This is a genomic window from Halorubrum sp. CGM5_25_10-8B, assembly GCF_005435095.1.
Taxonomy (GTDB): domain Archaea; phylum Halobacteriota; class Halobacteria; order Halobacteriales; family Haloferacaceae; genus Halorubrum; species Halorubrum ezzemoulense.
Genome location: NZ_SGTY01000009.1, coordinates 17,886 through 42,094 on the forward strand (window position 1 = coordinate 17,886; position 24,209 = coordinate 42,094).

Consider the following 24,209-nt stretch of genomic DNA (forward strand, 5'->3'; position numbering starts at 1 on the left):
CGCGTCGCAGGTATCTGTGCGCTCAGGAGTACGCGTCCTCGGCTGCCGAATTCCTATTTCCCGTCGGACGGTATTCCTAGCGACACTCTACCTCGGACCCTTCGAACTGTTTGGGAGACGCTCCGCACGAAGGGCCCGACTCTTCGCGCATCACTGCGCTGGTTACCAGAATTGAGGCGAGAATGCCCCTTCCTCAAGGAGCGACTATCGGGAGCGAGTAGGGAGGGGATGAATCGCCGCACGCAGTACAACCATTAAATAAACATATCCCAAACTGAGGGACAGCGATGGAATACAGTCACCGCTACCACGCCTATCCGACACAAAAGGTGGCGGAGACTGTCGAACAGCACATCGACGTTCATCGCCAAGCGTACAACTTCACGCGGTACGAGTACACGAATCACAACGACGCCGACAACGTTGGGTCGGCGTACAAGCATCACGACCGTCTCACCGACTGGAAAGACGAGTTTTCCGTGTTCACAGAGGTTCACTCGAAAGCACTCCAGCGAACCGTCACGCGGTTCTATCAGAACCTCTCGAATCTCTCTGAGAAGAAACGGAATGGTCAGAAGGTCGGGATGCTCAAGTGGAAATCGCCAGCGGAGTTTCAGAGTATGACGTATTCGCAGTCCGGTTTCGAACTCAAAAACACGAGTGGCCGCAACGCGACACTCTGGCTCTCCAAAATCGGTGACATCCCGATCCGCTACCACCGCGAACTCCCAGATACAGCGGAGATCAAAGAAGTCACGATTAAAAAAGAGACAACCGGTGAGTGGTTCGTCTCTTTCGGTCTCGAAACCGATGAGGCCGATCTACCCGAGAAACCCAGCGTAGATGTACTCAACACGAACAACAGCGTTGGAATCGATCTCGGTATCCGTAACTACATCCACACCTCGGACGGGAAAACTGTAGATTGGCTCGATCTCGGAGACGAGTACGAACAACTCCGTCGCAAGCAACGCAAACTCTCTCGCAAAGAGGAAGGGTCAAACAACTACGAGAAACAACGACTGAAGGTTGCGAAGATCAAGCGTCACATCCGGCGGAAGGTGCTGGACTACCAGCACAAACTCACGACGTGGCTCGTCCGCGAGTACGACGCGGTGTTCGTCGAGAACTTGGATGTGAAGGGGATGCTGGAACAGTCGTACAACGCCCAGAACAAGCAGGATGCGGCGTGGCGACAGTTCATCACTCTGCTCGAATATAAAGCCGAGCTGTACGGGACGCACGTGGTTCAAGTCGAAGCGCGGGGCACGACGAAAGAGTGTGCGTCGTGTGGCGTGGAGACAGCGAAACCTATCTGGGTTAGAGAGCATTCGTGTCCCTCGTGTGGGTTTGAATGTAACCGTGACGCGAATGCGGCGATGAACGTCTTGCAGAGAGGCTTTGCTGAATTAGGGCTGGGATGGCCCGAAGATACGCCTGTGGAGACTGCGCTCCCTGCGGACACCCATTCGGTGTCTGCAAAGCGCGTCGTAGAAGCAGGAAGCCCTACCCTCAAGGAGCGAGCGGCGTCAGCCGTGAGCGAGTAGGGTAGGGTAGTTCACAACGGCCCTATGGTTGTGCTCTGTTGGATTCGATAGCAGTACCGGGGTCGCAATCTCTGAAGAGGTGACCATTTCGGTTTTTATCGCCGAAGAGCTAGACTGAACTATAACGATCTCTATTTGTGCGGATCAACGGGACTCGTAATTGAGTACCCACGAGCATATCTAACGTGTCGGGCTCCTCTATCTGGAAGTGCTCCGGGGCTGCGCGCACCCCCCTGAATGGCGAATCGAACGCCTTCACCACAGCGTCGACACCACGTCCGCGGCGACCTTCCACAACTGCCGGGCCACGATCTTCAGGTCGTACGCGAACGACTGCTCGCGCACGTACTGGAGGTCATATCGGAGCTTCGCTCGGGGGTCGACGCTGCTCGCCTCGTTAATCTGCGCGAGTCCGGTCAGCCCGGGCTTGACGAACCACCGCTTCCGCCACGTCTCGGCCTCGTCCTCTAGGAGGTGTTCCTCTTCGGTCCACACCGCGCGCGGCCCGACGACGCTCATGTCGCCCCGGAGGATCGACCACAGCTGCGGAATCTCGTCAAGGTGTGTTTTCCGAAGGATTCTCCCCACCCTCGTGATGCGGTCGTTCTCCTCGTCATCGATCGGCGTCGCCGACTCGCCCTCGGGCGTCATCGAGCGGAACTTGAATATCGGGAACGTCTCTCCGAACACGGCCGTGCGTTCCTGACGGTACAACACCGGGCCGCGGTCTTCAAACTTGATCGCGGCCGCGATGGCCGCGATGACGGGCGCCAGCATGAGGAGCCCGGTCAGCGAGAAGGCGATGTCGAAGCCGCGCTTGAACAGGTAGTCCTGGATGTCCCACGGCTCAATCTCGACGTCGACGAGCGCCGCGTTCGGGTCCGGTGCGTCCGTCAATACTGTGTCCGCGTGCGCCGGGTGGACCTTCGCTGCCACACCGTGCTCATAGCAGGCATCGAGTGCGCCGAAGAATTCCGCGCGGTCCGGCTCGTCGAACGCGAGCACGACCGTGTCGACATCTCGCTCGACGAGGATATCTTCGAGCCGAGAGAGCCCGCCGAGCCGCGAGAGTCCGATCGACTGCCGGCCGCCGTCGACAGCGTGGGCGGCGCCGGGCGTCTCGATCTCCCGGTCGTCTCGACCGGATTCCGAACCCCGCAGCGAGTGGACCACCGTCGGACAGAGGTACCCGAGCAGCGGGAGGTCCGCTCCCCTCGCGATTGTCGCGATCTGGGTCGGGTCATCCCCGACGACGATCGCCCGCTCGCTGCGCGCCTCGGGGCGGCGCAGCCAGACGAACCACGCCGGAAGGACGAGCAGTAGCAGCGGGGTGATCAACACCAGCGTCAGCCGCGGCACCTTGTAGGTGTAATCGAAGTAGCCGATTGTCGCCAGCGCGAACACGGCCACGAAAGTGCGTTTGTGCGCGAGCGCCACGATGTCGAGGATCCGTCGCGGCCGCGGCTTGTACAGCGGGACGAACGCGCCCGCCACCACCGCCGCGGTCAGCGCGACCTCGATGACGAACTCCGCGCCCGCCGGCGGGTCGACCGGCAGCCGACCGAGGACGGGGACCGCCGACGCGGCCGCCTGGACGGTCCCGTTGTTGGCGAGCATCACGGCCAGCCCGACGAGGGCGGCGACGCCCCCCACGCTCGCGAGGCGGTACCGCCATCCCGTATCCATTACCGCATATTGGCAAACATATCAAGTTAAACACTATGTTTCCGGCGGCGGCGCGGCCTGGCCGTCTCGTTCGCCGCGGCGTCGTCGATTCGAGCTCGCGACACTGCCGCGGATTCGCACTCGGGGGCTCTCCCTGACGGCCTCGTCCGGTCCGAGACCCCGACCGCGACCGAAACCGCTAATCGGTGCCCGCGACAGGTGACAGGCAATGCCCTCGCCTGAGGAGACGACCGCGGCCGCGCGCGAGTTCCTCGCCGACCACCCCGAGGTCGAGGACGCCCTCGCGGCCCTCGTCGAGCGCGACGCCCGCGACGAGCCGTGGACGTTCGACGACATCGACCTCGACTCCGGCCGGTTCGGCGAGCTGGTCGCCCGCGACCTCGCCCGCGAGGTCGACGACGGGTACCGACTCCGGAACCCGGACGCGATCCGCGCCGCGATCGATGCGGGGCCGGCCGACGCGGGCGACGCGACTGACGCCGGCTCGACCGCGACCGCCTCGACCGACGCCGGCTCGGCTGCTTCCACCGGTGAGAGCGCCCACGACGCGGCGCCCTCACGGTTCTCAACAACCGTCGACCTCGACGGTCTCACGCTCCTCGGCCTCGTCGGAGCGCTGCTCGCGGTCGCCGGCGCGCGCCTCGTCGCCGCGCCCGCTGTGTTCCGCGAAGGGTTCGTCGTCTCCCCGAGTAACGACACGTACTTCTTCCGTTACTGGCAGGAGCGGCTCGTCGCCCGCGCCGACGGTGCCCTCGATCTGGGGCTGTTCGCGGACATGGGCGGGGCCGCGAGCACGCGCCCGCTCGCCCACGCAACGAACTGGTGGGTGACGGCGCTGCTCGGCGGCGCCGACGCCGCGCCCGCGGTCGCCGCGTGGCTCCCGGTCGTCGCGTCCGTCTGTCTGGGGTACCTCGTCTACCGGACCGCGCGCCTGCTCACCGGCGACGTCCGCGTCGCCCTCGCCGCGGTGCTGTTCTACGGGCTCGCGCCCGTCAACGTCGTGTACACCTCGGTCGGCTTCCTCGACCACCAAGCGCACCAGTACCTGTGGCTCGGGCTGCTCGTCGCGACGCTGACCGCGCTCGGGACCGACATCGCGCGGCGGACGACCTCGACCGACGCCCGGACCGCCGCACGGGCACACGCACGCGACGCGAGAATGTGGGCCATCGCGCTCGCGCTCGCCGTCGCCGTGGTCGCGTCCGCGCACGCGTGGGGCGGGTCGCCGCTCACGTTCGTCCCGGTCGCGGCCGTCGTCGGGTTCCGCGTCGCGCTCGACGTGCGGCACGACCGCTCGCCGACCTTCGCCAATGCGCCGCTGCTCGGCGGGCTCGCCGTCGGTGCCGGGCTCGCGCTCGCCGCGCACCTCGCGCTGGGCTGGCACGAGTCGATCGCCGCGGTCACGCCCGCCCTCGTCGCGGGCGGCGCGCTCGTCGTCGTCGGGCTGGGCGAGCTGTGGCGCCGCGTCTCGCTGCCGCCGCTCGCGCTCGTCGCGGCCGAGGCGGTCGTCGCGGTCGGCGGGCTCGTTGCCTACGCGCGCCTGCGTCCAGACGACATCGACCGCCTTCAGACGCGCGCCGACGACCTGTTCTTCCGCGAGGGGATCTCCGAGACGGCATCGCTGTTCTCGCCGGACTTCGCGGTGGTGTTCGGACCGCTGCTCCAGCTCGGGCTCGGCTTCTACTTCGCGATCGCGGTCCTCGCGGTCGCGACGTGGGCGGTCGCGCGCCGCGACGAGCCCGGCTGGCTCGTTCTCGTCTGCTTCGCGTGGTACTACACGCTGCTCGCGACGATTCAGGTGCGCTTCGCCGGACAGCTGGCGATCGTCATCGCGCCGTTCGCGGGGATCGGCCTCGTTTACCTGCTGTCGGCGATCGACATCGCGCGTCCCGTGGCGGCCCTCGGTCGGGGCGAGGAAGCCGACGCCCCGTCGGGCCGCGGTCGACCGAGTCGCGACCGGCCAACCCGCTCGCGACCGGACGGCGGCCCGAGCGACGAGCGAGCGATCACGTCGCTCGCGCTGCCGGCGGGGACTCGCCTGCGCGGCTACCTCGCGGCGACGGTCGCGCTCGTGCTCCTGTTCAATCTCCTCCTCGTCCCCTCGCTGGTCGGCCAGACGACGCACGACCGCGCGCAGTTCGAGGCGGCGCTCACGGTCGATGCCCACGCCGGGGAGCTCGACCGCGAGTACCCGCGGAACTTCGTGTTGAGCCGGTGGGACGATAACCGGATGTACAACTACTTCGTGAGCGGCGAGTCACAGAGCTACGGCTACGCGCGGTCGAACCACGATCAGTTCCTCGCGTCCGCGAACCCCGACGACTGGTACGACCGGTTCCAGGGCCGGGTCGGGTACGTCGTCGTCACCGATCGCGAGGGCGCGCCCGCGACAAACACCACGTACGCCGCGCTCCACGAGGGGCTCGGCCTCGGCGTCAACGACACCGCCGCGACCGGCCGGTATCAACTGCTCGCGAGCGACGACGGCGTGCGGACGTTTGCGGTCGTCCCAGGCGCGACGATCCGCGTCACCGACCCCGCCGCTGTCGGCGCGACCGACGGAACGGTATCCGCGACGACGAGCGTGACGGTCGGGGCTGCGGCGGAGGGTACCACGCACGAGTACGTGCGCACCACGACGATTGCCAACGGCACCGCGACGATCCGCGTCGCGCATCCGGGCGAGTACCGGGTTGGAAACACCACGGTCACGGTGACGGACGACGACGTGGTCGCGGGCAATCGCACGACGGTCCCGGCGGCGTAGGTGACTCGATTCGCCGTCGACTCCGCTATCGGATCGAGACCGATACCGGACTCTCACGGTGTACAACGGAGCCGAACGGGCCCAGACGACCGGGCGTCCCCTACCGCCGGCGTGACTGCCCGGTCGCGTGGGCCCGTGGGGCCCGGTCGGACAAAGGCGATCTCGGCTTGTACCCCTTTCGGTCGGCGCGACCGCGACGGAATCCCGAATTCATACTCTCCGATTCATATACCTGCCAGCACCCGCCGCGAACGCCACGGAATAGAAAACGACCGCCTCAGCGCCTGAAACGCCTGTGAGAAGCATTCACACACGACGACGATCGACACAAAGTACTTATACTGACCGCTTTAACAATCGGTCGCAGCCCCTACCCCACAATGCGACACGACCGCGAGTAATCCGCGTCGAGTCCGGCCGTATCACGTCGAGATGTTGGCTGACGACGAACGGGCGACGCAGGCGAGGACAAAGCAGACTGTCGCGACGCAGAACACTACAACACACAATGACAAACGACAATACCACACGCAAGAAGGCTAACGCGGTCTTCTTTGCGGCGGTCATGGTTATTTCCATGGTCGCGGTTGGCTTTGCGGCTGCTCCCGCAGCTGCGAGCAATCATGAAGGCTATAGCCCAGCCAACCCGTACCAGGGCCAGGACGTAACGTTTACTAATGACACGCTTGACTCCGCCAACGAATACGAGCTCCGTCGCGTAACTGACACCAGCAGTGGTGCCGTCTCCGACAGTGAGTTCGAGACCGAGCTCTCGGTTAACGACTCCACTAATACTATCACCATCGATACCGGTAGTCTCGATGCCGGTGACTACTTCGTTGACGATGTTGGTGGCACTGACCTCCCGAGCCAGCCGGATAATGAAGACACCTTCGAAGTTCGGGTTCAGTCTCTGAGCACCGAGTTCGTTGACGACTCTGTCGACAACGCCGGTGGCACAGAGGTTGATCTCGACCTTGACTCCAACCGCGCTGGCTTCAACGTGACTGTCACGTCGGACGACTTCGCGTACGATGACGAGGAACTCGCGCAGATCTTCGAGAATTACAACACGGAAACGTCCGACGCGGACGAGGAATTCACGCTTACGGGCGTTTCGGAGAGCGAAATTGCGACGAACTTCTCGGACATCGACGCGGGCGATTACCAGTTCGAGTTCAACGTCACTGACACGGAAGCGTCCGACGCGGCCACCATCACGGTTAACGATGTTGGCGACGGCGAACTCGATATCGATCCCTCGTCAATCACGGAACAGCAGGGAGACATCGTCCCAATCACTGTGAGTGCCACTGAAGCCGCCTCTAGTGGGACGCTCGTCATCGGTAACGAGGACGACGTTGGCTACCAGGCTAACGTCTCGATTACCGACTTCGGCGACCAAGACGAGATCACGATCTACTTCAACAGCTACGCCGCGGGTAACACCACGGCGGCCGCAGACGACATCGTCTGGCTCGATGAGGAGGACCGTGACGAAGACGCGAACATCGACTTCGATGAGGTCGACGACCAGACGACGGGCATCAACATGCTCGACGCTGGTGACTACGAGCTTGCCGTCTCCACGGCGTCCGACGACGCCGCGGAGACGCTGAACTCGCCGGACAACGTCGGTACGCTCTTCCTCGAAGAGCGGTCGACGGCTGAAACGATCAACACGTGGACCGTCTCTGACAACGTCGCTGGCGACATCGTTAGCGCTGACGACCCCGTGGACGCGCTCAACAACCGTGTTGGTCAGAACGTCACGCAGGCCGGCACCATCGCTGAGGGCGACCGCGTCGTCCACCAGATTGAGGCGTCCGGTCTGACCGGTCTCCTCGAGGCAACCGACTCGGACAGCTCGACCAATCAGCTGGTCAGCGCACTGGGGAACGACGTCCTCGACAGTAACACCGAGGCTGGAGTTACCGGCGACAATTCGAGTCTCGACCTGCGTCTCCGCGAAACGCGTGAGAGCGCCGGTCCGAACTCGGATCTCCGTACGGTCAACATCGGCAACTCCACGGTCGATGTCGTGGTTGACGACGAGGCTGACACGCTCTATGTCATCGTCGACACGGACTCGATCGAGTTCGACAACGGTGACACGCTCGACGCGAGCGACGATGATGTCGGCATTGACGCGCGCCTCCGCGTTCAGGACGCGCGCCTGCTCGAATACAACCGCATCTCACAGACCGACGAAGACGTTGACGCGGTTTCTGACCTTCACCAGTCGTCCACGGGCAGCTTCACGGTGACCGCGGCTGACGGTGAATTCGATCAGGATCCGTACAACGTGACGAACACTGAGGGTCAGGCCCTCACCGGCACGACGAATCTCGCGCCCGGTACGGAACTGACGCTCCGCGTCCGTTCCAACGGTGACACCCGTCCGGCGTTCTCAAAATCCGACACCGTGACCGTCGCGGCTGACGGCACGTGGTCTTCTGAGTTCGACTTCAGTGAGCAGAACGTCGGCGACACGTACGACGTCAACCTCCGCAACTCGGCGTTCGAGACGAACCCGTCTGTTGAGGGTACCGTTGTCGAGCAGACCCAGGAGCCCGCGAACTTCGCGGTCTCTGAACTCAGCCCGCAGGACGTGACCGCGACGGTCGGCGACACGCTGACCGTCTCGGCCACGGTCGAGAACACCGGCGGCCAGGAGGCCACGCAGACTGTCGAGTTCCGCGTCGGCGGTGACGCGGTCGCCAGTCAGGACGTGACTCTCGGTGCCGGTAACAGCACCACCGTCGAGTTCGCGGACATCGACACGTCCGGCCTCGACGCTGGTGACTACGAGCACGGCGTCTTCACGGACGACGACGAGCAGACCGCCACGCTCACCCTCGAAGCCGCTGATACCGGCGACGACGGTGGCGACGACACTGGTGGCGACGACACCGGCGGTGACGACACTGGTGGCGACGACACCGGCGGTGACGACACTGGTGGCGACGACACTGGTGGCGACGACACTGGTGGCGACGACACTGGCGGCGACGACACCGGTAGCGACAACGGCACGGACGACGGCGGCTCCACTGACGGCAGCACGCCTGGCTTCGGTGCGGTCGTCGCGCTCGTTGCCCTCATCGCCGCTGCGCTGCTCGCGACCCGCCGCAACGACTAACGTCGTTGCCTAACGGTCGCAGTTCGTAGCTCGCAACCATCGGCCCTCACGGGCCGACTCACACGCGGTTTTTCTTTATCGCGCTCACGTCGCCTAGCGACGGTGTTCGCCTCGGTGGCGTGTCTCGTCTTAGTGCGCAGGCGCGCTCGACCGGGTCGGTAAGACCGGTGAGAAGCCCTCGTCCTGGCGCGATACCTTCTCGGTGACTTCAACTCTGAGGTGGCGACTGACTGCGTCGGCAGAGTGATGTCGTCTACGTGACCAAGAGCGATCGGCAGTCAAGCAAGCTGTCAACGGGGTCTGAACGCGTAATGCTCGTGACTGTTCCGGACGTGGGGCCGCTTAGTCATCGCCCGAACTAAATTCGCTGGGACTGCTCGCGACGTTCGGCACGCTCCTCGTTCTAGAAATCGTCTATGAGGAAGCCGACTCAGACGGAGCCTTGACTCGCTACGTCTCGTCGCGTTCGACGACGACGGTTCGCCCGGTGAGCTTCTCGGGCGCGAAGCGGTAGAGTTCGATGTCGAGGTCCGGCTTGTCGTCGGCCCAGATCTCGAAGAGTGGACGCTGCGTCTCGCCGTACTGTGAGATCGTCTCGGGGGTGAGCTCGTCGAGGTCGACGCGTTCGAGAGTACCGACGCCGACGACGCTGGCATATTCGTCGTCTTCGTCCTCGTAGACGACCACGCGGGCCCGCGGCGTCGACGCGAGGAACTCGCGCTTCTCGCTGTCGGGCGTCGACACCAGCCGGAGGTACAACGCGCGCTCGTCCGCGTCGTACCCGTAGGAGATCGGGATCGCGTACGGCGCGTCGTCGCGCGCGAGCGCGAGAACGCCCGTCTCGTGGCGAGACAGGTGTGCGTCCACCTCGGTCGACGACATCTCGACCTCGCTGTTCGTCGGCATATCGAACCTTCTTCCCACGAGTTGATAAAGGGAACGAGACGGCGCGCAGCGCGGGGACAGCGGGGAGGCGTCTCGGTGGTGCGGACGACTGCGGAGGCTCTGCGGCGGTCGCCGGCCGACTCCGTTCAGCTGATCGTCGGCGCCTCGCCGATGTCCTCCTCGGTGACCGGCGCCCCGCAGACGACACAGCCCGTCTCGAGCAGCGTCGCCCGCATCGCGTCGTCCACCTCGATCGAGCGCCGACACTCCGGGCAGACGAAGGTGTGGGTGGATCGCCCCGTCATACCCGTGCGTATGCTCCCCATGCCCATCAAACGGACCTCGGATTCTCGCGGCGTCGGAATGTGATAATCGATCCTTAGTCAAGCAGCGACCGGAACAGCTTCCGCTGGGCGGCGGCGACGTGCTCGGTGAACGTCGACCGACCGATGCCCAGCGACTCCGCGACCTCGCCGGCGTTGGCGCCCTTCGGGTGGTCGAAGTACCCCGCCTCGTAGGCGGCTTCGAGCACCTCGCGCTGGCGCTCCGTCAGTTCGCTCCGGTCGACGGTCACCAAGTCCGACTCCGTCGGCGTCGTCGACGACTGGAGCAGGCGCTTCACCTCCATCTCCGGACACGCGTCGCGGAACGCCTCCAACACCGACCGCAGCGTCGGCAAGTCGCTCGCGTGGAAGGTGACGCGCAGCCGCCCGTCGCGGACCACCGCCTCCGAGACGGGTGTCTCGTGGCGGTCGAGGACGGCGAACGGCGAGTCCGGGTCGACAGCCGCCTCGAACCGGTAGGCCGCTCGGCCGCCGTAGTCGAAGACCACTTCGACTCCCTCGGCGACCGAGAGGTCCGCGTCCGCGATGAACTCCACGACCACTCGCTCGCGGTCGTCGGCGGGCGTACACCGCGTGACGCCCGTGACGGGCGTCGTTCCGTCGACGACGCCGTCGAACGGCGAGGCCGCCGCGGTCGGCAGCGAGACCTCCGCCCGGATTCCCGATCCCATCTCGTTCGTCCGTGCCCGCGCCGGGCAAAAACGTTGGCGGGCGCGCGGTCGGGTATAAAACTCCCCGCATATGAGGGGCCACAGTTCGGGAGGCTGTAGCCGTAACGTACAGGTATGAAACGCCCCCCGCGCACGACCGACGCCATGACGACGACCGAGGGAGACGCGGCGCTCGACGCGACGTTCGAGGCGCTCGCCGACGCCGACTGTCGGGCGATCCTCGCCGCCGCGGCGACGCCGAAGACGACAAGCGAACTCGCCGACGACTGCGACATCGCGCTCTCGACCGCCTACCGGAAGGTCGAGCTGCTGAGCGAGACGCCGCTGCTCGCCGAGGGGGTTCGGTTCGACCCGGACGGCGACCACGCCGCCGAGTACGTCCGCGACGCCGCCGAGGCCGCGATCGAGTTCGGCGACGACGGCGTCTCGCTCGCGGTCGACGACGAGGGGGCCGACCCGCTGGCCGCCGCGCTCAACGCCCCCGGCGTCTCGGCCGACTGATCTGCCGCGGCGCGACGGACCGGCCTCCCGGAGGTGCGATCAGGGCGCGCTCGCCCGGCGGTTCGTCGACGATCGTTTTCGAACCTGATAATCACACGGCCACGCTTATACGCCAGTTCTCGAAGGTGTTCCGTATGTCTCGCTCACCGGAACCCGAAACCCTCGTCGACCTTGCGCAGGACAAGGTCGCGGTGATCGACGAGAAGGGCCGGTTCCGGTACCTCAACGCGGCCACCCGCGAGTTGCTCGGGTTCGACCCCGACGCGCTCGTCGGGACCGACGCCTTCGACCTGATTCACCCCGACGACGCCGACCGCGTTCGAACGGCGTTCGAGGCCCTCGTCGCCGACGGAACCGCCCCGGAATCGCCGCTGGAGTACCGCTACGCGACCGCCGACGGCGACTGGGTGTGGTTTCGCACCCGCGTGTTCCCGCCGTCGGAGACCGGCCTCGACGGCTACGCGCTGAGCTCTCGCGACGTCACCCTCGAGGTCGAGTCGCGCCGGCGCTTGGAGACGATCGCGTCGACGTCGCCGGACGTGCTCTGGATGTTCAGCGCCGACTGGGAGGACCTGTTGTTCGTCAACGGCGCGCTCGAATCCGTGTTCGGGATCGAGCCGGACGCGCTCGAACGGCGCCCGCAGATGTTCCTCGCCGCGGTTCACCCCGACGACCGTCCGGCCGTCGAGGACGCGATGGAGCGGCTCTCCGACGGCGAGCCGACGAACCTCGACTACCGGATCGGGCCGGCCGACGGGCGGACCACCTGGGTCAGGGTGCCCTCGCGCCCCGTGTGGGAGGACGGCGAGGTCGTCGCCGTCACCGGTTTTGCCCGCGATGTCACGGACGAGTACCGCCGCGAGCGTCAGCTCACGGTGATGGACAACCTCCTCCGACACACGATCCGCAACGACATGAACATCGTCGACGGCACCGCGGAGCGCATCGCCGACCGCGTCGAAGACGCCGTCAGCGCGACGGCGACCGAGGAACGTGGTATCGTTCCCGATGAGCTCGACCTGGCCGAACTCGCCGCCGACCTGATCGACCACGCGGAGACGGTTCGCCGGGTCGCCGACGACCTGTTGACGACCGCCGAGAAACAGCGCGGCGTGATCGACCTCCTCCGCCACCACGAACACCCGCAACCCCTCCGGGTCGCGCCGCTCGTCGAGAGCGCGGTGGCGGACGCCGTCGACGACCGGTCGAGTCCGACCGCGGAGATATCGGTCTCCTGCCCCGGCGACGTGCGGGCGTTCACGCACCCCGAGCTCGACTACGCGATCGCCGAACTGATCGAGAACGCGATCGAACACGCCGAGGCGGCGCCGAGCGTCGAGATCGAGGTCACCGCGCCCGCCGACCGGGTCAAGATCGCGGTCCGCGACAACGCGCCGCCGATCCCCCCGGCCGAGCGGGACCCGATCACCGACCGGTGGAAGATGGACGACCTCAGACACACCGGCGGGATGGGGCTGTGGCTCGTCTACTGGATCGCCGATCGGTCCGGCGGCGACTTGGCGTTCGACGCCGGCGCCGACGGCAACGAGGTGACGATCTGCGTCCCCGACGCCGACTGTGACCCCGGCGACTCGACGGTGGATCGGACCCATCCGGTCGCGCCGGACGCCCGCCCGACGCCAGCCGGACCGGACGCGGGGGAGATGACGCCGGTCGTCAGCTCGCCACCGTCCGATGTCGAGGTCGCCGAGTCGACCTCGGCTGACGCCGAGACCGCCGAGTCGCCCCCCTCCGACGCCGGGACCACCCAGCCCGAATCCGAAGCCGGCGGCGCGGAGTCGGCCGATCCGGAGCCCACCGGCTCGGAGCCGATCGACTCCGGCCTCTCCGCGTCCGAGACTGCCGCGGATCTCGACGGTCCCCCCGACTCACCGCCGGGATCGACGAACGGTTGACCGAAACCCGATCGATCGTTCACCGTTGACTCCGATTCCGAAGAACGTCCCACCGATCTTAAGCCGTCGCTTCGCGTACTCTCGGGTTGATGGGTACGCTCAACGAGCTGTTCGACCCGGACCGGGTCGCCGTCGTCGGCGCGACCGCCCGCGAAGGGGCCGTCGGCCGCGCCGTCACGTCGAATCTCCTCGACGACTTCGACGGCGACACGGTCCCCGTCAACCCGAACTACGACGCGGTGCTCGACACGCCCTGTGTCGACGACGTCGCCGACGCTGACGCCGATGTCGCGGTCGTCGTCGTCCCCCCCTCGATCGTGTTGGACGCCATCGAGGCGTGCGGGGAGGCGGGGGTCCGCAACGTCGTCGTGATCACCGCCGGGTTCGGGGAGACCGGAGAGGATGGAGCGGCGAGGGAGCGTCGCCTCGCGGAGCTAGCCGACGAGTACGACCTCAACCTCGTCGGCCCAAACAGCCTGGGGATCATGTCGACGCCCTCGGGCATGAACGCCACGTTCGGCCCGGAGAACGCGCTCCCCGGCGGGCTCTCCTTCATGAGCCAGTCCGGCGCGTTCGTCACCGCGGTCCTCGACTGGGCCAACGACAACGGGATCGGATTCAAGGATGTCGTCTCGCTCGGTAACAAGGCCGTCTTAGACGAGACGGACTTCGTCGACCACTGGGGTGACGACGAGGAGACCGACGTGATCATCGGCTACCTCGAGGGGATCGAAGACGGCCGCGAGTTCATCGAGACCGCCCGCGAGACCTCGCAGGACACCCCGATCGTCGCGGTGAAGTCGGGGCGCACGAGCGCCGGCGCGCAGGCCGCCTCCTCGCACACCGGCACGCTCGCCGGCTCCGACAAGGCGTACGAGGCGGGGCTCGATCAGGCGGGCGTGATCCGCGCGGAGTCGGTCGACGAGCTGTTCGACGCCGCGGGGATCTTGGGCAGTCAGCCCCTCCCCGACACCGACAGCGTCGCCATCGTCACGAACGCCGGCGGCCCCGGCGTGATGGCGACTGACGCGGTCGGCGACGCCGACCTCGACATGGCGTCGTTCACGAGCGAGACGAGCGACGCGCTCGCCGAGTCGATGCCCGACGAGGCGAACATCCACAACCCGGTCGACGTGATCGGCGACGCCGACGTCGACCGGTTCCGAGAGGCGTTGGAGATCACGGTCACCGACGACAACGTCGGCGCCGCCCTCGTGTTGGCCGCGCCGACCGCGACGATTGACTTCGACGAGCTCGCGGACGCGATCACCGACGTGAGCGACGAGATGGACGCGCCCGTCGCCGCCTGCCTGATGGGCGGTGACCGCACCCGCGAGCCGAAACAGCAGCTTCAGGCGCGGGGGATCCCCTGCTACTTCGATCCCGCGCGCGCTATCGACAGTCTCGCGACGCTCGCCACCTACCGCGACATCAAGGCGCGCGAGTACGCCGACCCGATGTCGTTCGATGTCGACCGCGAGCGCGCCCGCGAGATCCTCGGAGCGGTGCGCGACCGCGATGACAACCGCTTGGGCGTCGAGGCGATGGAGCTGCTCGACGCGTACGGCATCCCCACGCCCGACGGCGCCATCGTCGACTCGCCCGAGCGCGCCAGCGAGGTCGCCGAGGGCGTCGACGGCGACGTGGTGATGAAGATCGTCTCGCCGGACATCCTCCACAAGTCCGACATCGGCGGCGTCGCCGTCGGCGTCGCGGACGACGACGTGGCCGACACCTACGAGGACCTGATCACCCGCGCCCGCAACTACCAGCCGGACGCGACCGTCCTCGGCGTCCAGGTTCAGGAGATGGTCGACCTCGACGACGGCGTCGAGACCATCGTCGGGATGAACCGCGACCCGCAGTTCGGCCCGCTGCTGATGTTCGGGCTGGGCGGCATCTTCGTGGAGGTGATGGAGGACACCACCTTCCGCGTCGCGCCCGTCTCCGAGCCCGAAGCGCGGGAGATGACCGAGGAGATCCAGTCGGCGCCCCTGCTCCGGGGCGCCCGCGGCCGCGACCCGGTCGACGTCGACGCCGTGATCGAGACGATCGGCCGGCTCTCGCAGCTAGTCACCGACTTCCCGGCCATCCTCGAACTCGATATTAACCCCCTCGTCGCACTGCCCGACGGCGACGGCGGCACGAACGCCGCCGCCGTCGACGTGAGACTCACCGTCGACCCGCAGGAGCTCGATCCGGCGGAGACCGAACAACAGCCGCTCGACGCGGAGGAACCCACCAATGACTGACACACCCACCACACTCGTCACCGCGACCGGAGACAGCGCCGGAAAGACAGCGATCACCGTCGCCTTAGCGCGGCTCGCCGCCGACCAGGACAGCAGCGTCGGCTACATGAAACCGAAGGGGACCCGGCTCCAGTCGAACGTCGGGAAGACGCTCGATCAAGACCCGATGCTCGCCCGCGAGGTGCTCGGCTTGGACGCCGAGATGCACCAGATGGAGCCCGTCGTCTACTCGCCGACGTTCGTCGAGGGCGCCATCCGCGGCACCGAGGACTCCGAGGCCCTGCGCGACCGCATTCGCGAGGAGTACGACGACATCGCGGCCGACCACGACCAGGTGTTCGTCGAGGGCGGCGGCAGCTGGACCACCGGTGGCGTCGTCGACCTCACCGACGTCGACGTGGCGGAGCTGCTCGACGCGAACGTCGTCCTCGTCGCCGAGTACGGCTCGCCGAACGACTTAGACGACGTGCTGGCGGCCGCCGACGCGTTCGGCGACCGCCTCGCCGGCGTCGTGTTCAACAAGGTGTCCGACGACGCCTTCGAGTCGCTCGATCAGGACGGCATCCCGTTCCTCGAATCGAAGGGGGTCACCGTGTTCGGCGCGCTCCCGTACGAGAAGGAGCTCGCGGGCGTCACGGTCGGCGAGCTCGCGGACGAGCTCGGCGCCGAGCTCCTCACCGACGCGTCGACCGACGCCTTCGTCGAGCGCTTCCTCGTCGGCGCGATGGGCGGCGACGAGGCGCTCCGCTACTTCCGGCGCGCCCGCGACGCCGCCGTCATCACCGGCGGCGACCGCGCGGACGTCCAGACCGCGGCGCTCGACGCCTCCGGCGTGGCCTGCCTCGTCCTCACCGGCGGGCACCGCCCCTCCGGCGCGGTGCTGGGCAAGGCCGCCGACGCCGGCACGCCCGTCCTCGCCGTGAACACGGACACGGTCACCGCCATCGACCGCGCCGAGGAGGTCGTCCGCGGCGGCCGCACCCGCGACGTTCGCACGGTCGACCGGATGGCCGAACTGCTCGCCGACAACGTCGACGTCGACGCGCTCGTCTGAGCGGCGCGCGACGGGGCCGGTCGGGCTAGGTCAGCCGTCGACGCACGCTCCGCGCTACGACGCGTCTCCGGCTCTCGGACGCCCGCCCGGGCGCCCGCGACGCCGGGTCTACGTGTCGAACTGGACCTCGGTGATCTCGAACCGCGCGCCGCCGGACGCGCTCTCGGTGACGGTCACGTCCCACCCGTGCGCGTCCGCGATTTCGTCGACGATCGCCAGCCCGAACCCGGTGTTGTCCGGCACCGTCGAATACCCCGACTCGAACACTGTTTCCCGGTCGTTTGCGACGATTCCGGGACCGTCGTCCGCGACGTAGAACCCGTCCGCGAGGCGCCCGACCTCGACCGTCACCTCCGGACCGACGTGGTCGACCGCGTTCCGGATCAGGTTCTCGAGGAGCTGCTTCAGCCGGCTCCGGTCGGCCATCACCGCTTGGTCAGCGTCGACGTTCAGCGTCGCGTCGGCGGTTTCGACGCTCGCCCAGCACTGCTCGACTATCGGCTTCAGGAGAACGGGCTCGGCCTCGGTGACGACCTTTCCCTCGCGCGCCAACGACAACAGGTCGTCGACGAGCGCCTGACCGCGTTCGAGCGCACTCTCGGCCTCGACGAGCTGGTCGCTGTCGCACTCGGCTCGGGCCAGTTCGAGCCGCCCTTCGACCACGTTCAGCGGGTTCCGGAGGTCGTGGCTGACGACCTTCGCAAACTTCTCTAAGCGCTCGTTCTGTCGCTGTAGCTCTTCCTCGCGTTCCCGCCGCTCGGTGATGTCCCGCGCGATGTGTAACCCGGCGACGACGTCGCCGTCCTCGCGCACCGGCGCCGTGCGTATCTCGAAGACCCGATCCTCGTACGGCACCTCGACGCGCTCGGACCGTCCGGCCAGCGTCGCCTCGTGGATCGCCTCGATCGTCTCAACGAGCTCCTCGGAGAACCGTTCGACCTCGGAGACGCTGTGACCCACGATGTCGTCGGGGGCGGTGTCGAGCGGGTCGAAGCCACCTCCGGAGACGATCTCATACCGAAACTCGCCGTCGACGTAGAAGACGGCGCCGTTCGGAAAGTTCTCCGCGAGCGTCCGGTACCGAGACTCGCTCTTCGCGAGTTCCTGTTCACGCTGTTTCCGCTCGGTGATGTCGGTGATGAACCCCTCCAAGGCGTCCAGTTCGCCGTCGTCCGCGTACACGCCCCGTCCGCGCTCCCACATCCACTTCGTCTCGCCGCCCTCGGTGATGATACGGTAGGTGACCTCGAAGGTGTCGCCCGCGGAGAGTTCCGCTTGGACGGTCGCCCACATCTCCTCTCTGTCGTCCGGGTGAAGGATGTCGTCGCCCCAGACGACCCCGCCGTCGCCTTCGATCGCGCCGGCGCTGTACCCGGTGAGGGCCTCGACTTCGCCCCTGACGGTCTCCATCGGCCACTCCGGTTCGTTCCGACATCGGTAGACCATCCCCGGAAGGTTGCCGATGAGCGTCTCTAACCGCCGCGTTCGCTCCGCCGCGATACGCCGCGATCGGTGCGCCTCGACGGCGTTCAGGATCCGGTTGGCGAGGAGCGCGTACTGATCGGCGTTCCCCTTCTTCTGAATGTAATCGGTGACGCCGGCCGAGATCGCGTCGCTGGCGACCTCCTCGCTTCCCTTGCCGGTGTGGAGAATGAACGGGAGGTCGGGGTGATCGTCGCGGACGGCCTGGAGGAACTCGATCCCGTTCCGGCCCGGCATCTCGTAATCGGATATCACACAGTCGAACGCCTCGTCGGCGAGCCTCGCTGATCCCTCGGTCCCGCTCGGTACGATCTCGACGTCGAACCGGTCGTCTTCGCGTTCGAGAAAGGTCGCAGCCATCTCTGCGAACTCCGGCTCGTCGTCGACGTACAGGACGCGGATCGGTTCGGTTATCGGCTCCATCTGTGCTACCAATTGACGAATGATCGCGTCTGGAGGTGATAAATCCGGTGGCAACACTCGCATTTCACACGTTCAGTCGCCGATACCCCGCCTATCCGGCGGTCGCGTATCGACCCACGCTCGACACCCGACCGCGCGCTCTACACAGGGGCCGGATCCGCGAGCGGTCGCCGCCGTCGGTCGCCCGCATGTGCGCCCCGCGCCCTCGCTCGCTTCCGCGGGTGATCGTCTGACGTACTGTTTTCAGGGTGGACGACGTACCCCGCCCATGACCAGTCTCTCGGAGGCGTACGGCGGACGGGGGCGCTCCGGGGTCGACCCGCGACGGCTGTACCTCGGCGTGGGGGCGTTCGCCGCGGGCGCGCTGCTCGTCGTCGCGGGCATCCTCGTGGCGGCGGAGGTGGCGGTGCCGGCGGGCTACAGCTCCGGCGCGGCCCGGCAGCTCGGCGGAATCCTCGGCGGCGTCGGCGTTCCCCTCGTGTTGCTCGGCGTGATGGCGGTCCTCCCGGCCGACCGCAACACCTACGCCGCGGCCGTCGTCGGTGCGGCCGTCATGTGCCTCGGCGTGGCGCTGTTCGCGCACGCGTACCCCCAGCAGTGGGTCGGCGGCCCGCGCCCGGAGCTGACCGACCTCACCCTCCCCACCGCCGGCGTCTACTTCCTCGGCGCCGCGACGACGCTGTGGAGCGTTTTCGTCGGCGTCGCCAACTTCAAGACCCGCAACGACCCCGGCGGCACCGTCACGATGGAGGTGACCCACAAGGGCGAGACGAAGGTCGTCGAGGTCTCCCGCGACCAGCTCGGGAGCCGCGGCGGCGTCGGCCTCCTCGGCGGGACCCCCGACGGCGAGATCGAGACGCAGACGAACCGCCCCGACGACGCCGAGAGTGACTCCGCGGGCGCCGCGCCGTCGCGTTCGAGCCCGCCTTCTGGAGGGAACTCGTCCGGAACGCCGCGCGGCACCGACCGGTCGGGCGGAGCGGGAACGCCGAACAGCGACGGAGCGGGAGCGCCGAGCGGCGCCGAGCGCTCGGACCGTCCGGGACGAACGAGTAGCGGGGGGCGCTCCGGGGCGAGCGGTCGCTCCGTCCCCGGGTCGCCGGGCGTGAGCGACGGCGGCAGCGCCGACAGCGACATCACCTCGCCGCTGGACGACGCGGGGCCGGCGGACGGGCCGGAGTCCCCGACCACGCCGGAGTCCGCGCCCTCGCCCGGCTCTCCTGCCGCGCGTGAGGGCCCCGGAGACGCCTACTGCGGCAACTGCGCGGAGTTCGACTACGTCCGGACCGACGACGGGATGCGCCCCTACTGCGGCCGCTACGACGAGCTGATGGACGACATGGAAGCCTGCGACGATTGGACGCCGCGATAGTCTGCCACGTCGTCGCGAGCGCGCTGGCGACACCGAGAGACGGTCGGGTCGGGGCGGTTTCCCGACAGAAGAGCTAACCTGCGGAGCGTCGAGCGGACCCCATGGACGACCGCCGCACCCTCCTCGTCGCCGGATTCGTCGGAGCGTCGCTCTCGTACGTCTTTAACGTCCTCGCGTTCACCGGCGCGTTCGACGTGTTTCGCTGGGTCGTGTTCGCCGCGCTGTCCCTCGGGTTCACGTACGGATTCGACCGATTCATCGGCTGGCAGACCGGCCCGGCCTGACCCGTCCGACGGCGGGCGCCGCGGCTCGCCCTCGGCGCCGCCGTGGCGGCGTCACACCGGTTCGGCCGACGGGAGCTGTGACTCGGCGACCGCGAACGCGAGCGTGCTCAACACGCCGATGAGCGTCCCCGCCGCGAGCGCCATCGCCAGCTCCGAGAGCCCGAGCGCCGTCACGCCCGGCGCGTCCGGGAGGAAGAACCCCGACACCGCGAACAGCACGACGGCGATGGAGACCACGTAGAAGGGGGCGTTGAGGTAGCGCCACCGGAACCGGCCGGCGAGGTACTCGTCGGTGATCTGCCCGAGGCTGGAGGTGACGCCCGCGACGCCGAGCCACTGGACGAAGCCGTGGACGAACGCGGCGAGGGTGGTGCCGGCGGCGAGCGAGCTCCCCTGAACCCCGCCGACGGCGTCGACGGTCTCGACTCCCTGTACGCCGCCGACGACGACCAGCGCGAGCGCGACGACGTAGGTGACGAGGGTCACGCGGCCGGTGTAGAGGACGTTCCGGACGCTCTCCGCGGCGCCGTCGACGCTGTCTTCGAGCCCCAGCCCGCGGAACAGCGAGTAGAGCCCCACCGCGCCGGAGAGGATCCCCAGCACGGCCGCCCCCGCCACGTCGAAGAGGTTCGCGACCACGACGAGCGGGTAGATCAACAGCAGGACGCCGAGTGGAATGAGGATCGTGCCGCGGGTCTCCGGGTCGGCGAGGACCTGCTTGATCGTGTAGTACAGCGACTCGAGGTCCTGCGCCTGTCTGACGACGACGCGCCGCATCCCGTCGATCGGCATCCGCGACCGGATCACGGGGAGAACCGACTCGTCTTGGGCGCCGTCGGTGATCACGACCGCGGAGACCTCCTCGCCGGTCGACAGCTCGGCGAGCACGCGGTCGACCTCCTGGCCGACCGCGCGGTTCGCCTTCACGTCGGGACCGTCGACGCCGGTGACGGCGGCGACCTCGACGGCCTCGCCGTCGGCGGCCAGCTCGTCGTGGACGTTGACGCCCTGGAAGAGGACGTTGACGTCGGAGTCCTCGGGGTCGGCGGTCGCGAGCGCGACCGCGGCCTCGGTGACGTCCTCGTCGCCGATGACGGGCGTGGGGATCCCCGTCTTGCGGCCGAGGTCGTCGTCGAGGTCGACGCAGAGGACGAGCAGCATCGAACGGGGCTACGCGAGGGGACGACATATGTTTTCGGCTCGCGTCGCCCCTCCGCGTCGCACGCGATCCGCCGACTGCGTCGCCTCGCCGTCAGCTCTCGTCGGTCGGCTCGTGTTCGACCCCGTTCATCATCCGGCGGACGTTCTCGCCGTCGCTGAACGCGGCCGGGTACGCCGCCAGCGGGAGGACGAAGTCGTCCTCGACGCCGACCGGTTCGCCGATGTGGAGCTCCAGCTCGGTGGTCACGCCCGTCCCCTCGATCTCCGCGTCGACCGTGTACACGACGACCGCCGCGTCGGTGTCGAGGACGCTCGTCGAGTACTCCGAGCCGCGCTCCAAGCCGCCGACGTTCTCGAAGCGGCTCAGGATGAGCTCGGCGCGCTCGCGGGTTCCCATCTCCGCGATCGGGTTGAGCGCCCGGCCGAGGACCTCTATCTGCGGCGTCGTCACCGCGGCGAACACGGCGGCCTGGTAGCGCTCGCCGAGCAGTTCGACCGCCTTGTCGTACTCCGCGACGGTGTTCGTCACCCGGACCTCTCGGGTCTGTCCGGCCGCCTCGACCTCTCGGGAGATCGTCTCGTCGGACACCTCGTTGAGCTCGTACCCGCTCTCCGAGAGCGTCGCGTCGGCCACCGTCGCGGTGCCGGCGGCGAACTCCGCGGGCCCGTCGCCGGTCGCGACGTCGAGCGCGGTACAGCCGGCGAGGCTCGCGAGGCCGACCGCACCGCCGGCCGCGAGCGCCCGGCGACGGGTGACCGCGTCGCTCGCGTTACTGTTCTCCGCGGCGTTCTCGGCGTTCGGGTTCCGATTCATGGCCGCTACTGACACCATGCGGGGGTACATACTTTGTGTTCGGTGCCGCTCCGCCGTGCCAACGGCTCTCTCGGGAGCGCGCGGTTCGGACGCTTTTTGAGGCCGCGGCCGGTAGGAGGGGGTAGATGATCTCCAAGGGCTGCGAACAGTGCGCCAAGGGCGGGAAGATGGTGCTTTTCGTCTACGGCTACTGCGACCAGCGGGACTGCTTCTACTGCCCCCTCGGAGAGAACCGGAAGAACGTCACCGACGTGTACGCCAACGAGCGGAAGGTCGAGTCCGACTCCGACGTGATCGAGGAGGCCAAGCGCATGAGCGCGCTCGGCACCTCGATCACCGGCGGCGAACCGCAGGAGGCGATGGCGAAGACGACCCGGTACCTCGAACTGCTGAAAGACGAGTTCGGTGAGGACCACCACACCCACCTCTACACGGGCATCACGGGCGGCCGCGAGAACATGCGCCGCCTCTCGGAGGCCGGCCTCGACGAGATCCGCTTCCACCCGCCGCTGGAGATGTGGGGCGACATGCACGGCACCGAGTGGGAGGAGATCCTCCACATCGCCCGCGAGGAGGGGCTCACCCCCGCCTTCGAGATCCCCGGCATCCGCGCGGAGCCGGAGTTCTTGGAGTTCTTAGACGAGGGCGCCGCCGAGTTCTGTAACATCAACGAGTTCGAGATGTCCGACGGGAACTACCGCCGGATGCAAGAGGAGGGCTTCGAACTACAGGAGGGCCACATGTCCGCCGTCGAGGGGTCGAAGGACGACGCCATCCTCGAAGAGATGGCGAGCCACGAGAAGGTGTACTTCTGTACGTCGGTGTTCAAAGACGCCGCCCAACACCGCAACCGCCTCAAGCGGATGGCGAAGAACATCCGCCGCGAGTTCGACGAGGTGACCGACGACGGGACGCTCGTCTACGGGAAGGCGTTCGCCGACCCCGAGCGGTTCGAGGCGCTCGGCGTGCCCGAGGAGTTCTACACTGTCAAGTCGAACCACGTCGAGGTCGCGTGGTGGCTCCTCGAGGAGATGATCGAGGACGGCGACCTCGACGAAGGCGAGATCGTCGAACAGTACCCGACCGTCGACGGGACCGTCGTCGAGCGCACGCCGGTCGCCTGACCGGTTCCGCCGACTCCCCACCCCCGTCGCACCTCCTGTTCCGGTCGAATCGCTTGTCCCGCCGGTCCCGACTCCGAGGCCGCGCTCCGGCCCCCTCGCCGCCACTCTCCTCGCTACGCTTCGTGACATTTGGTACCACACTTATGTACTACCGGCACTTATTGCCGCGTATGGCCTCGGACGAACCCGTATTCGCCGACGTGAGCATCGGACAGGCGGTGTACAACGAGGACGGCGAGCGGCTCGGGTCGATCCGCGGCGTCGACGACGACGGCTTCTACGTCGCGTCGCCGTCGAGCACCGACACGCTGGCGCTCACCGACGCCAGGGACGTGTTCGGCACCGCGTACGTGATGTGGCGCTGTTGGGAGTGCGGCGAGATGGGTGAGATCGGCGACCAGCTCCCGGCGAACTGCCCGAACTGTGACGCGCCGCGCGAGCAACTGTACTACTGGGCAGAGGACTGATCGACGCGCCGCGAGTGCGTCGACGCGGCGGCGCCGCTCAGGCCCGCTCGCCCTCCTCCTCGTGCGCCCCGTCATCCACCTTCTCTCGGAGCCGCTCGACCTCCGCTTCCAGCTCCGCGATCCGCTCGGCGTCGGGCCCTCCCGCTCCGGACGCACCGTCCTCGGACCCGTCGTCAGACCGAGTCGTGAGGTAGAGCACCGCACCCCCGACGAGAACGAGGGGGACCGAACAGGAGGACGGCGATTATCAGGACGATCACCAGCTCCGGACCGCCGGGGACGCCGCCGAACGCGAGGGCGAGAGGGACCATACGCCG

20 protein-coding genes are annotated in these 24,209 nt (G+C 67.5%); 11 read left to right on the forward strand and 9 right to left on the reverse strand.

Going from position 1 to position 24,209, the window contains the following annotated elements; genetic code table 11:
- The first annotated feature begins 287 nt into the window (after window positions 1-287).
- Window positions 288-1,547: an RNA-guided endonuclease TnpB family protein gene (locus EXE51_RS09835; RefSeq protein WP_137692608.1), complete on the forward strand. Its 1,260-nt coding sequence runs from the start codon at window positions 288-290 to the stop codon at window positions 1,545-1,547.
- 255 nt (window positions 1,548-1,802) lie between these two features.
- Here EXE51_RS09835 and EXE51_RS09840 read toward each other — a convergent pair whose 3' ends face one another.
- On the reverse strand, window positions 1,803-3,233 hold the full coding sequence (locus EXE51_RS09840; RefSeq protein WP_137692609.1) for a sugar transferase: 1,431 nt from the start codon (window positions 3,231-3,233) through the stop codon (window positions 1,803-1,805).
- A gap of 208 nt (window positions 3,234-3,441) precedes the next feature.
- Between EXE51_RS09840 and EXE51_RS09845 the strand changes: the two genes are divergently transcribed.
- Entirely contained in the window at window positions 3,442-6,000 is a 2,559-nt protein-coding gene (locus EXE51_RS09845; RefSeq protein ID WP_137692610.1) for a hypothetical protein, read from the forward strand.
- Window positions 6,001-6,295: 295 nt separating this feature from the next.
- Window positions 6,296-9,142 (forward strand): BGTF surface domain-containing protein, encoded by a 2,847-nt coding sequence (locus EXE51_RS09850; protein WP_137692611.1) that lies wholly within the window; start codon window positions 6,296-6,298, stop codon window positions 9,140-9,142.
- Window positions 9,143-9,592: 450 nt separating this feature from the next.
- On the opposite strand, the gene EXE51_RS09855 is transcribed toward EXE51_RS09850, so the two are convergent.
- From EXE51_RS09855 to EXE51_RS09860, 3 genes are all read right to left on the reverse strand, one after another.
- Window positions 9,593-10,048, reverse strand: coding sequence for a pyridoxamine 5'-phosphate oxidase family protein (locus EXE51_RS09855; RefSeq protein ID WP_137692612.1), 456 nt, complete (start codon window positions 10,046-10,048; stop codon window positions 9,593-9,595).
- 125 nt (window positions 10,049-10,173) lie between these two features.
- Window positions 10,174-10,332: a hypothetical protein gene (locus tag EXE51_RS17755; protein ID WP_007345024.1), complete on the reverse strand. Its 159-nt coding sequence runs from the start codon at window positions 10,330-10,332 to the stop codon at window positions 10,174-10,176.
- A 74-nt stretch (window positions 10,333-10,406) separates the two neighbouring features.
- Window positions 10,407-11,042 (reverse strand): helix-turn-helix domain-containing protein, encoded by a 636-nt coding sequence (locus tag EXE51_RS09860; protein WP_094583579.1) that lies wholly within the window; start codon window positions 11,040-11,042, stop codon window positions 10,407-10,409.
- Window positions 11,043-11,156: 114 nt separating this feature from the next.
- On the opposite strand from EXE51_RS09860, the gene EXE51_RS09865 reads away from it, so the two are divergent.
- The 4 genes from EXE51_RS09865 (at window position 11,157) to EXE51_RS09880 (ending at window position 16,765) form a co-directional block, all read left to right on the forward strand.
- Window positions 11,157-11,543: a helix-turn-helix domain-containing protein gene (locus EXE51_RS09865; RefSeq protein WP_137692613.1), complete on the forward strand. Its 387-nt coding sequence runs from the start codon at window positions 11,157-11,159 to the stop codon at window positions 11,541-11,543.
- 134 nt (window positions 11,544-11,677) lie between these two features.
- Window positions 11,678-13,459 carry a PAS domain-containing sensor histidine kinase gene (locus tag EXE51_RS09870; protein WP_094583578.1) on the forward strand — a complete coding sequence of 594 codons (1,782 nt, stop codon included), beginning with the start codon at window positions 11,678-11,680 and terminating at the stop codon, window positions 13,457-13,459.
- Between the two features lie 89 nt (window positions 13,460-13,548).
- Window positions 13,549-15,711, forward strand: a complete 2,163-nt coding sequence (locus tag EXE51_RS09875; RefSeq protein WP_094520104.1) for an acetate--CoA ligase family protein — start codon at window positions 13,549-13,551, stop codon at window positions 15,709-15,711.
- Window positions 15,704-16,765, forward strand: a complete 1,062-nt coding sequence (locus EXE51_RS09880; RefSeq protein WP_089308071.1) for a phosphotransacetylase family protein — start codon at window positions 15,704-15,706, stop codon at window positions 16,763-16,765. Before EXE51_RS09875 ends, EXE51_RS09880 begins: the two co-directional genes overlap by 8 nt.
- A 108-nt stretch (window positions 16,766-16,873) precedes the next feature.
- On the opposite strand, the gene EXE51_RS09885 is transcribed toward EXE51_RS09880, so the two are convergent.
- Entirely contained in the window at window positions 16,874-18,682 is a 1,809-nt protein-coding gene (locus EXE51_RS09885) for a response regulator (protein ID WP_158413894.1), read from the reverse strand.
- Window positions 18,683-18,938: 256 nt separating this feature from the next.
- On the opposite strand from EXE51_RS09885, the gene EXE51_RS09890 reads away from it, so the two are divergent.
- The gene (locus EXE51_RS09890; RefSeq protein ID WP_137692615.1) at window positions 18,939-20,042 is read left to right on the forward strand and encodes a hypothetical protein; all 1,104 of its coding nucleotides are present in this window, start codon (window positions 18,939-18,941) and stop codon (window positions 20,040-20,042) included.
- Window positions 20,043-20,143: 101 nt separating this feature from the next.
- Window positions 20,144-20,326, forward strand: coding sequence for a hypothetical protein (locus EXE51_RS09895; RefSeq protein WP_094580392.1), 183 nt, complete (start codon window positions 20,144-20,146; stop codon window positions 20,324-20,326).
- A gap of 51 nt (window positions 20,327-20,377) precedes the next feature.
- On the opposite strand, the gene EXE51_RS09900 is transcribed toward EXE51_RS09895, so the two are convergent.
- Window positions 20,378-21,487, reverse strand: a complete 1,110-nt coding sequence (locus tag EXE51_RS09900) for a DUF373 family protein (protein WP_094494399.1) — start codon at window positions 21,485-21,487, stop codon at window positions 20,378-20,380.
- A 91-nt stretch (window positions 21,488-21,578) separates the two neighbouring features.
- Entirely contained in the window at window positions 21,579-22,301 is a 723-nt protein-coding gene (locus tag EXE51_RS09905) for a DUF6517 family protein (protein ID WP_094552646.1), read from the reverse strand.
- A gap of 125 nt (window positions 22,302-22,426) precedes the next feature.
- On the opposite strand from EXE51_RS09905, the gene EXE51_RS09910 reads away from it, so the two are divergent.
- Window positions 22,427-23,425 carry a radical SAM protein gene (locus EXE51_RS09910; protein WP_086220720.1) on the forward strand — a complete coding sequence of 333 codons (999 nt, stop codon included), beginning with the start codon at window positions 22,427-22,429 and terminating at the stop codon, window positions 23,423-23,425.
- Window positions 23,426-23,595: 170 nt separating this feature from the next.
- The gene (locus EXE51_RS09915) at window positions 23,596-23,892 is read left to right on the forward strand and encodes a rubredoxin-like domain-containing protein (RefSeq protein WP_089308066.1); all 297 of its coding nucleotides are present in this window, start codon (window positions 23,596-23,598) and stop codon (window positions 23,890-23,892) included.
- Between the two features lie 37 nt (window positions 23,893-23,929).
- Here EXE51_RS09915 and EXE51_RS18240 read toward each other — a convergent pair whose 3' ends face one another.
- A complete protein-coding gene (locus tag EXE51_RS18240) occupies window positions 23,930-24,091 on the reverse strand; it encodes a hypothetical protein (protein WP_394348086.1) in 162 nt (53 codons plus the stop codon).
- On the reverse strand, window positions 24,066-24,203 hold the full coding sequence (locus EXE51_RS18245; protein ID WP_394348087.1) for a hypothetical protein: 138 nt from the start codon (window positions 24,201-24,203) through the stop codon (window positions 24,066-24,068). The genes EXE51_RS18240 and EXE51_RS18245 overlap by 26 nt, the downstream gene beginning before the upstream one ends.
- Window positions 24,204-24,209 lie beyond the last annotated feature (6 nt).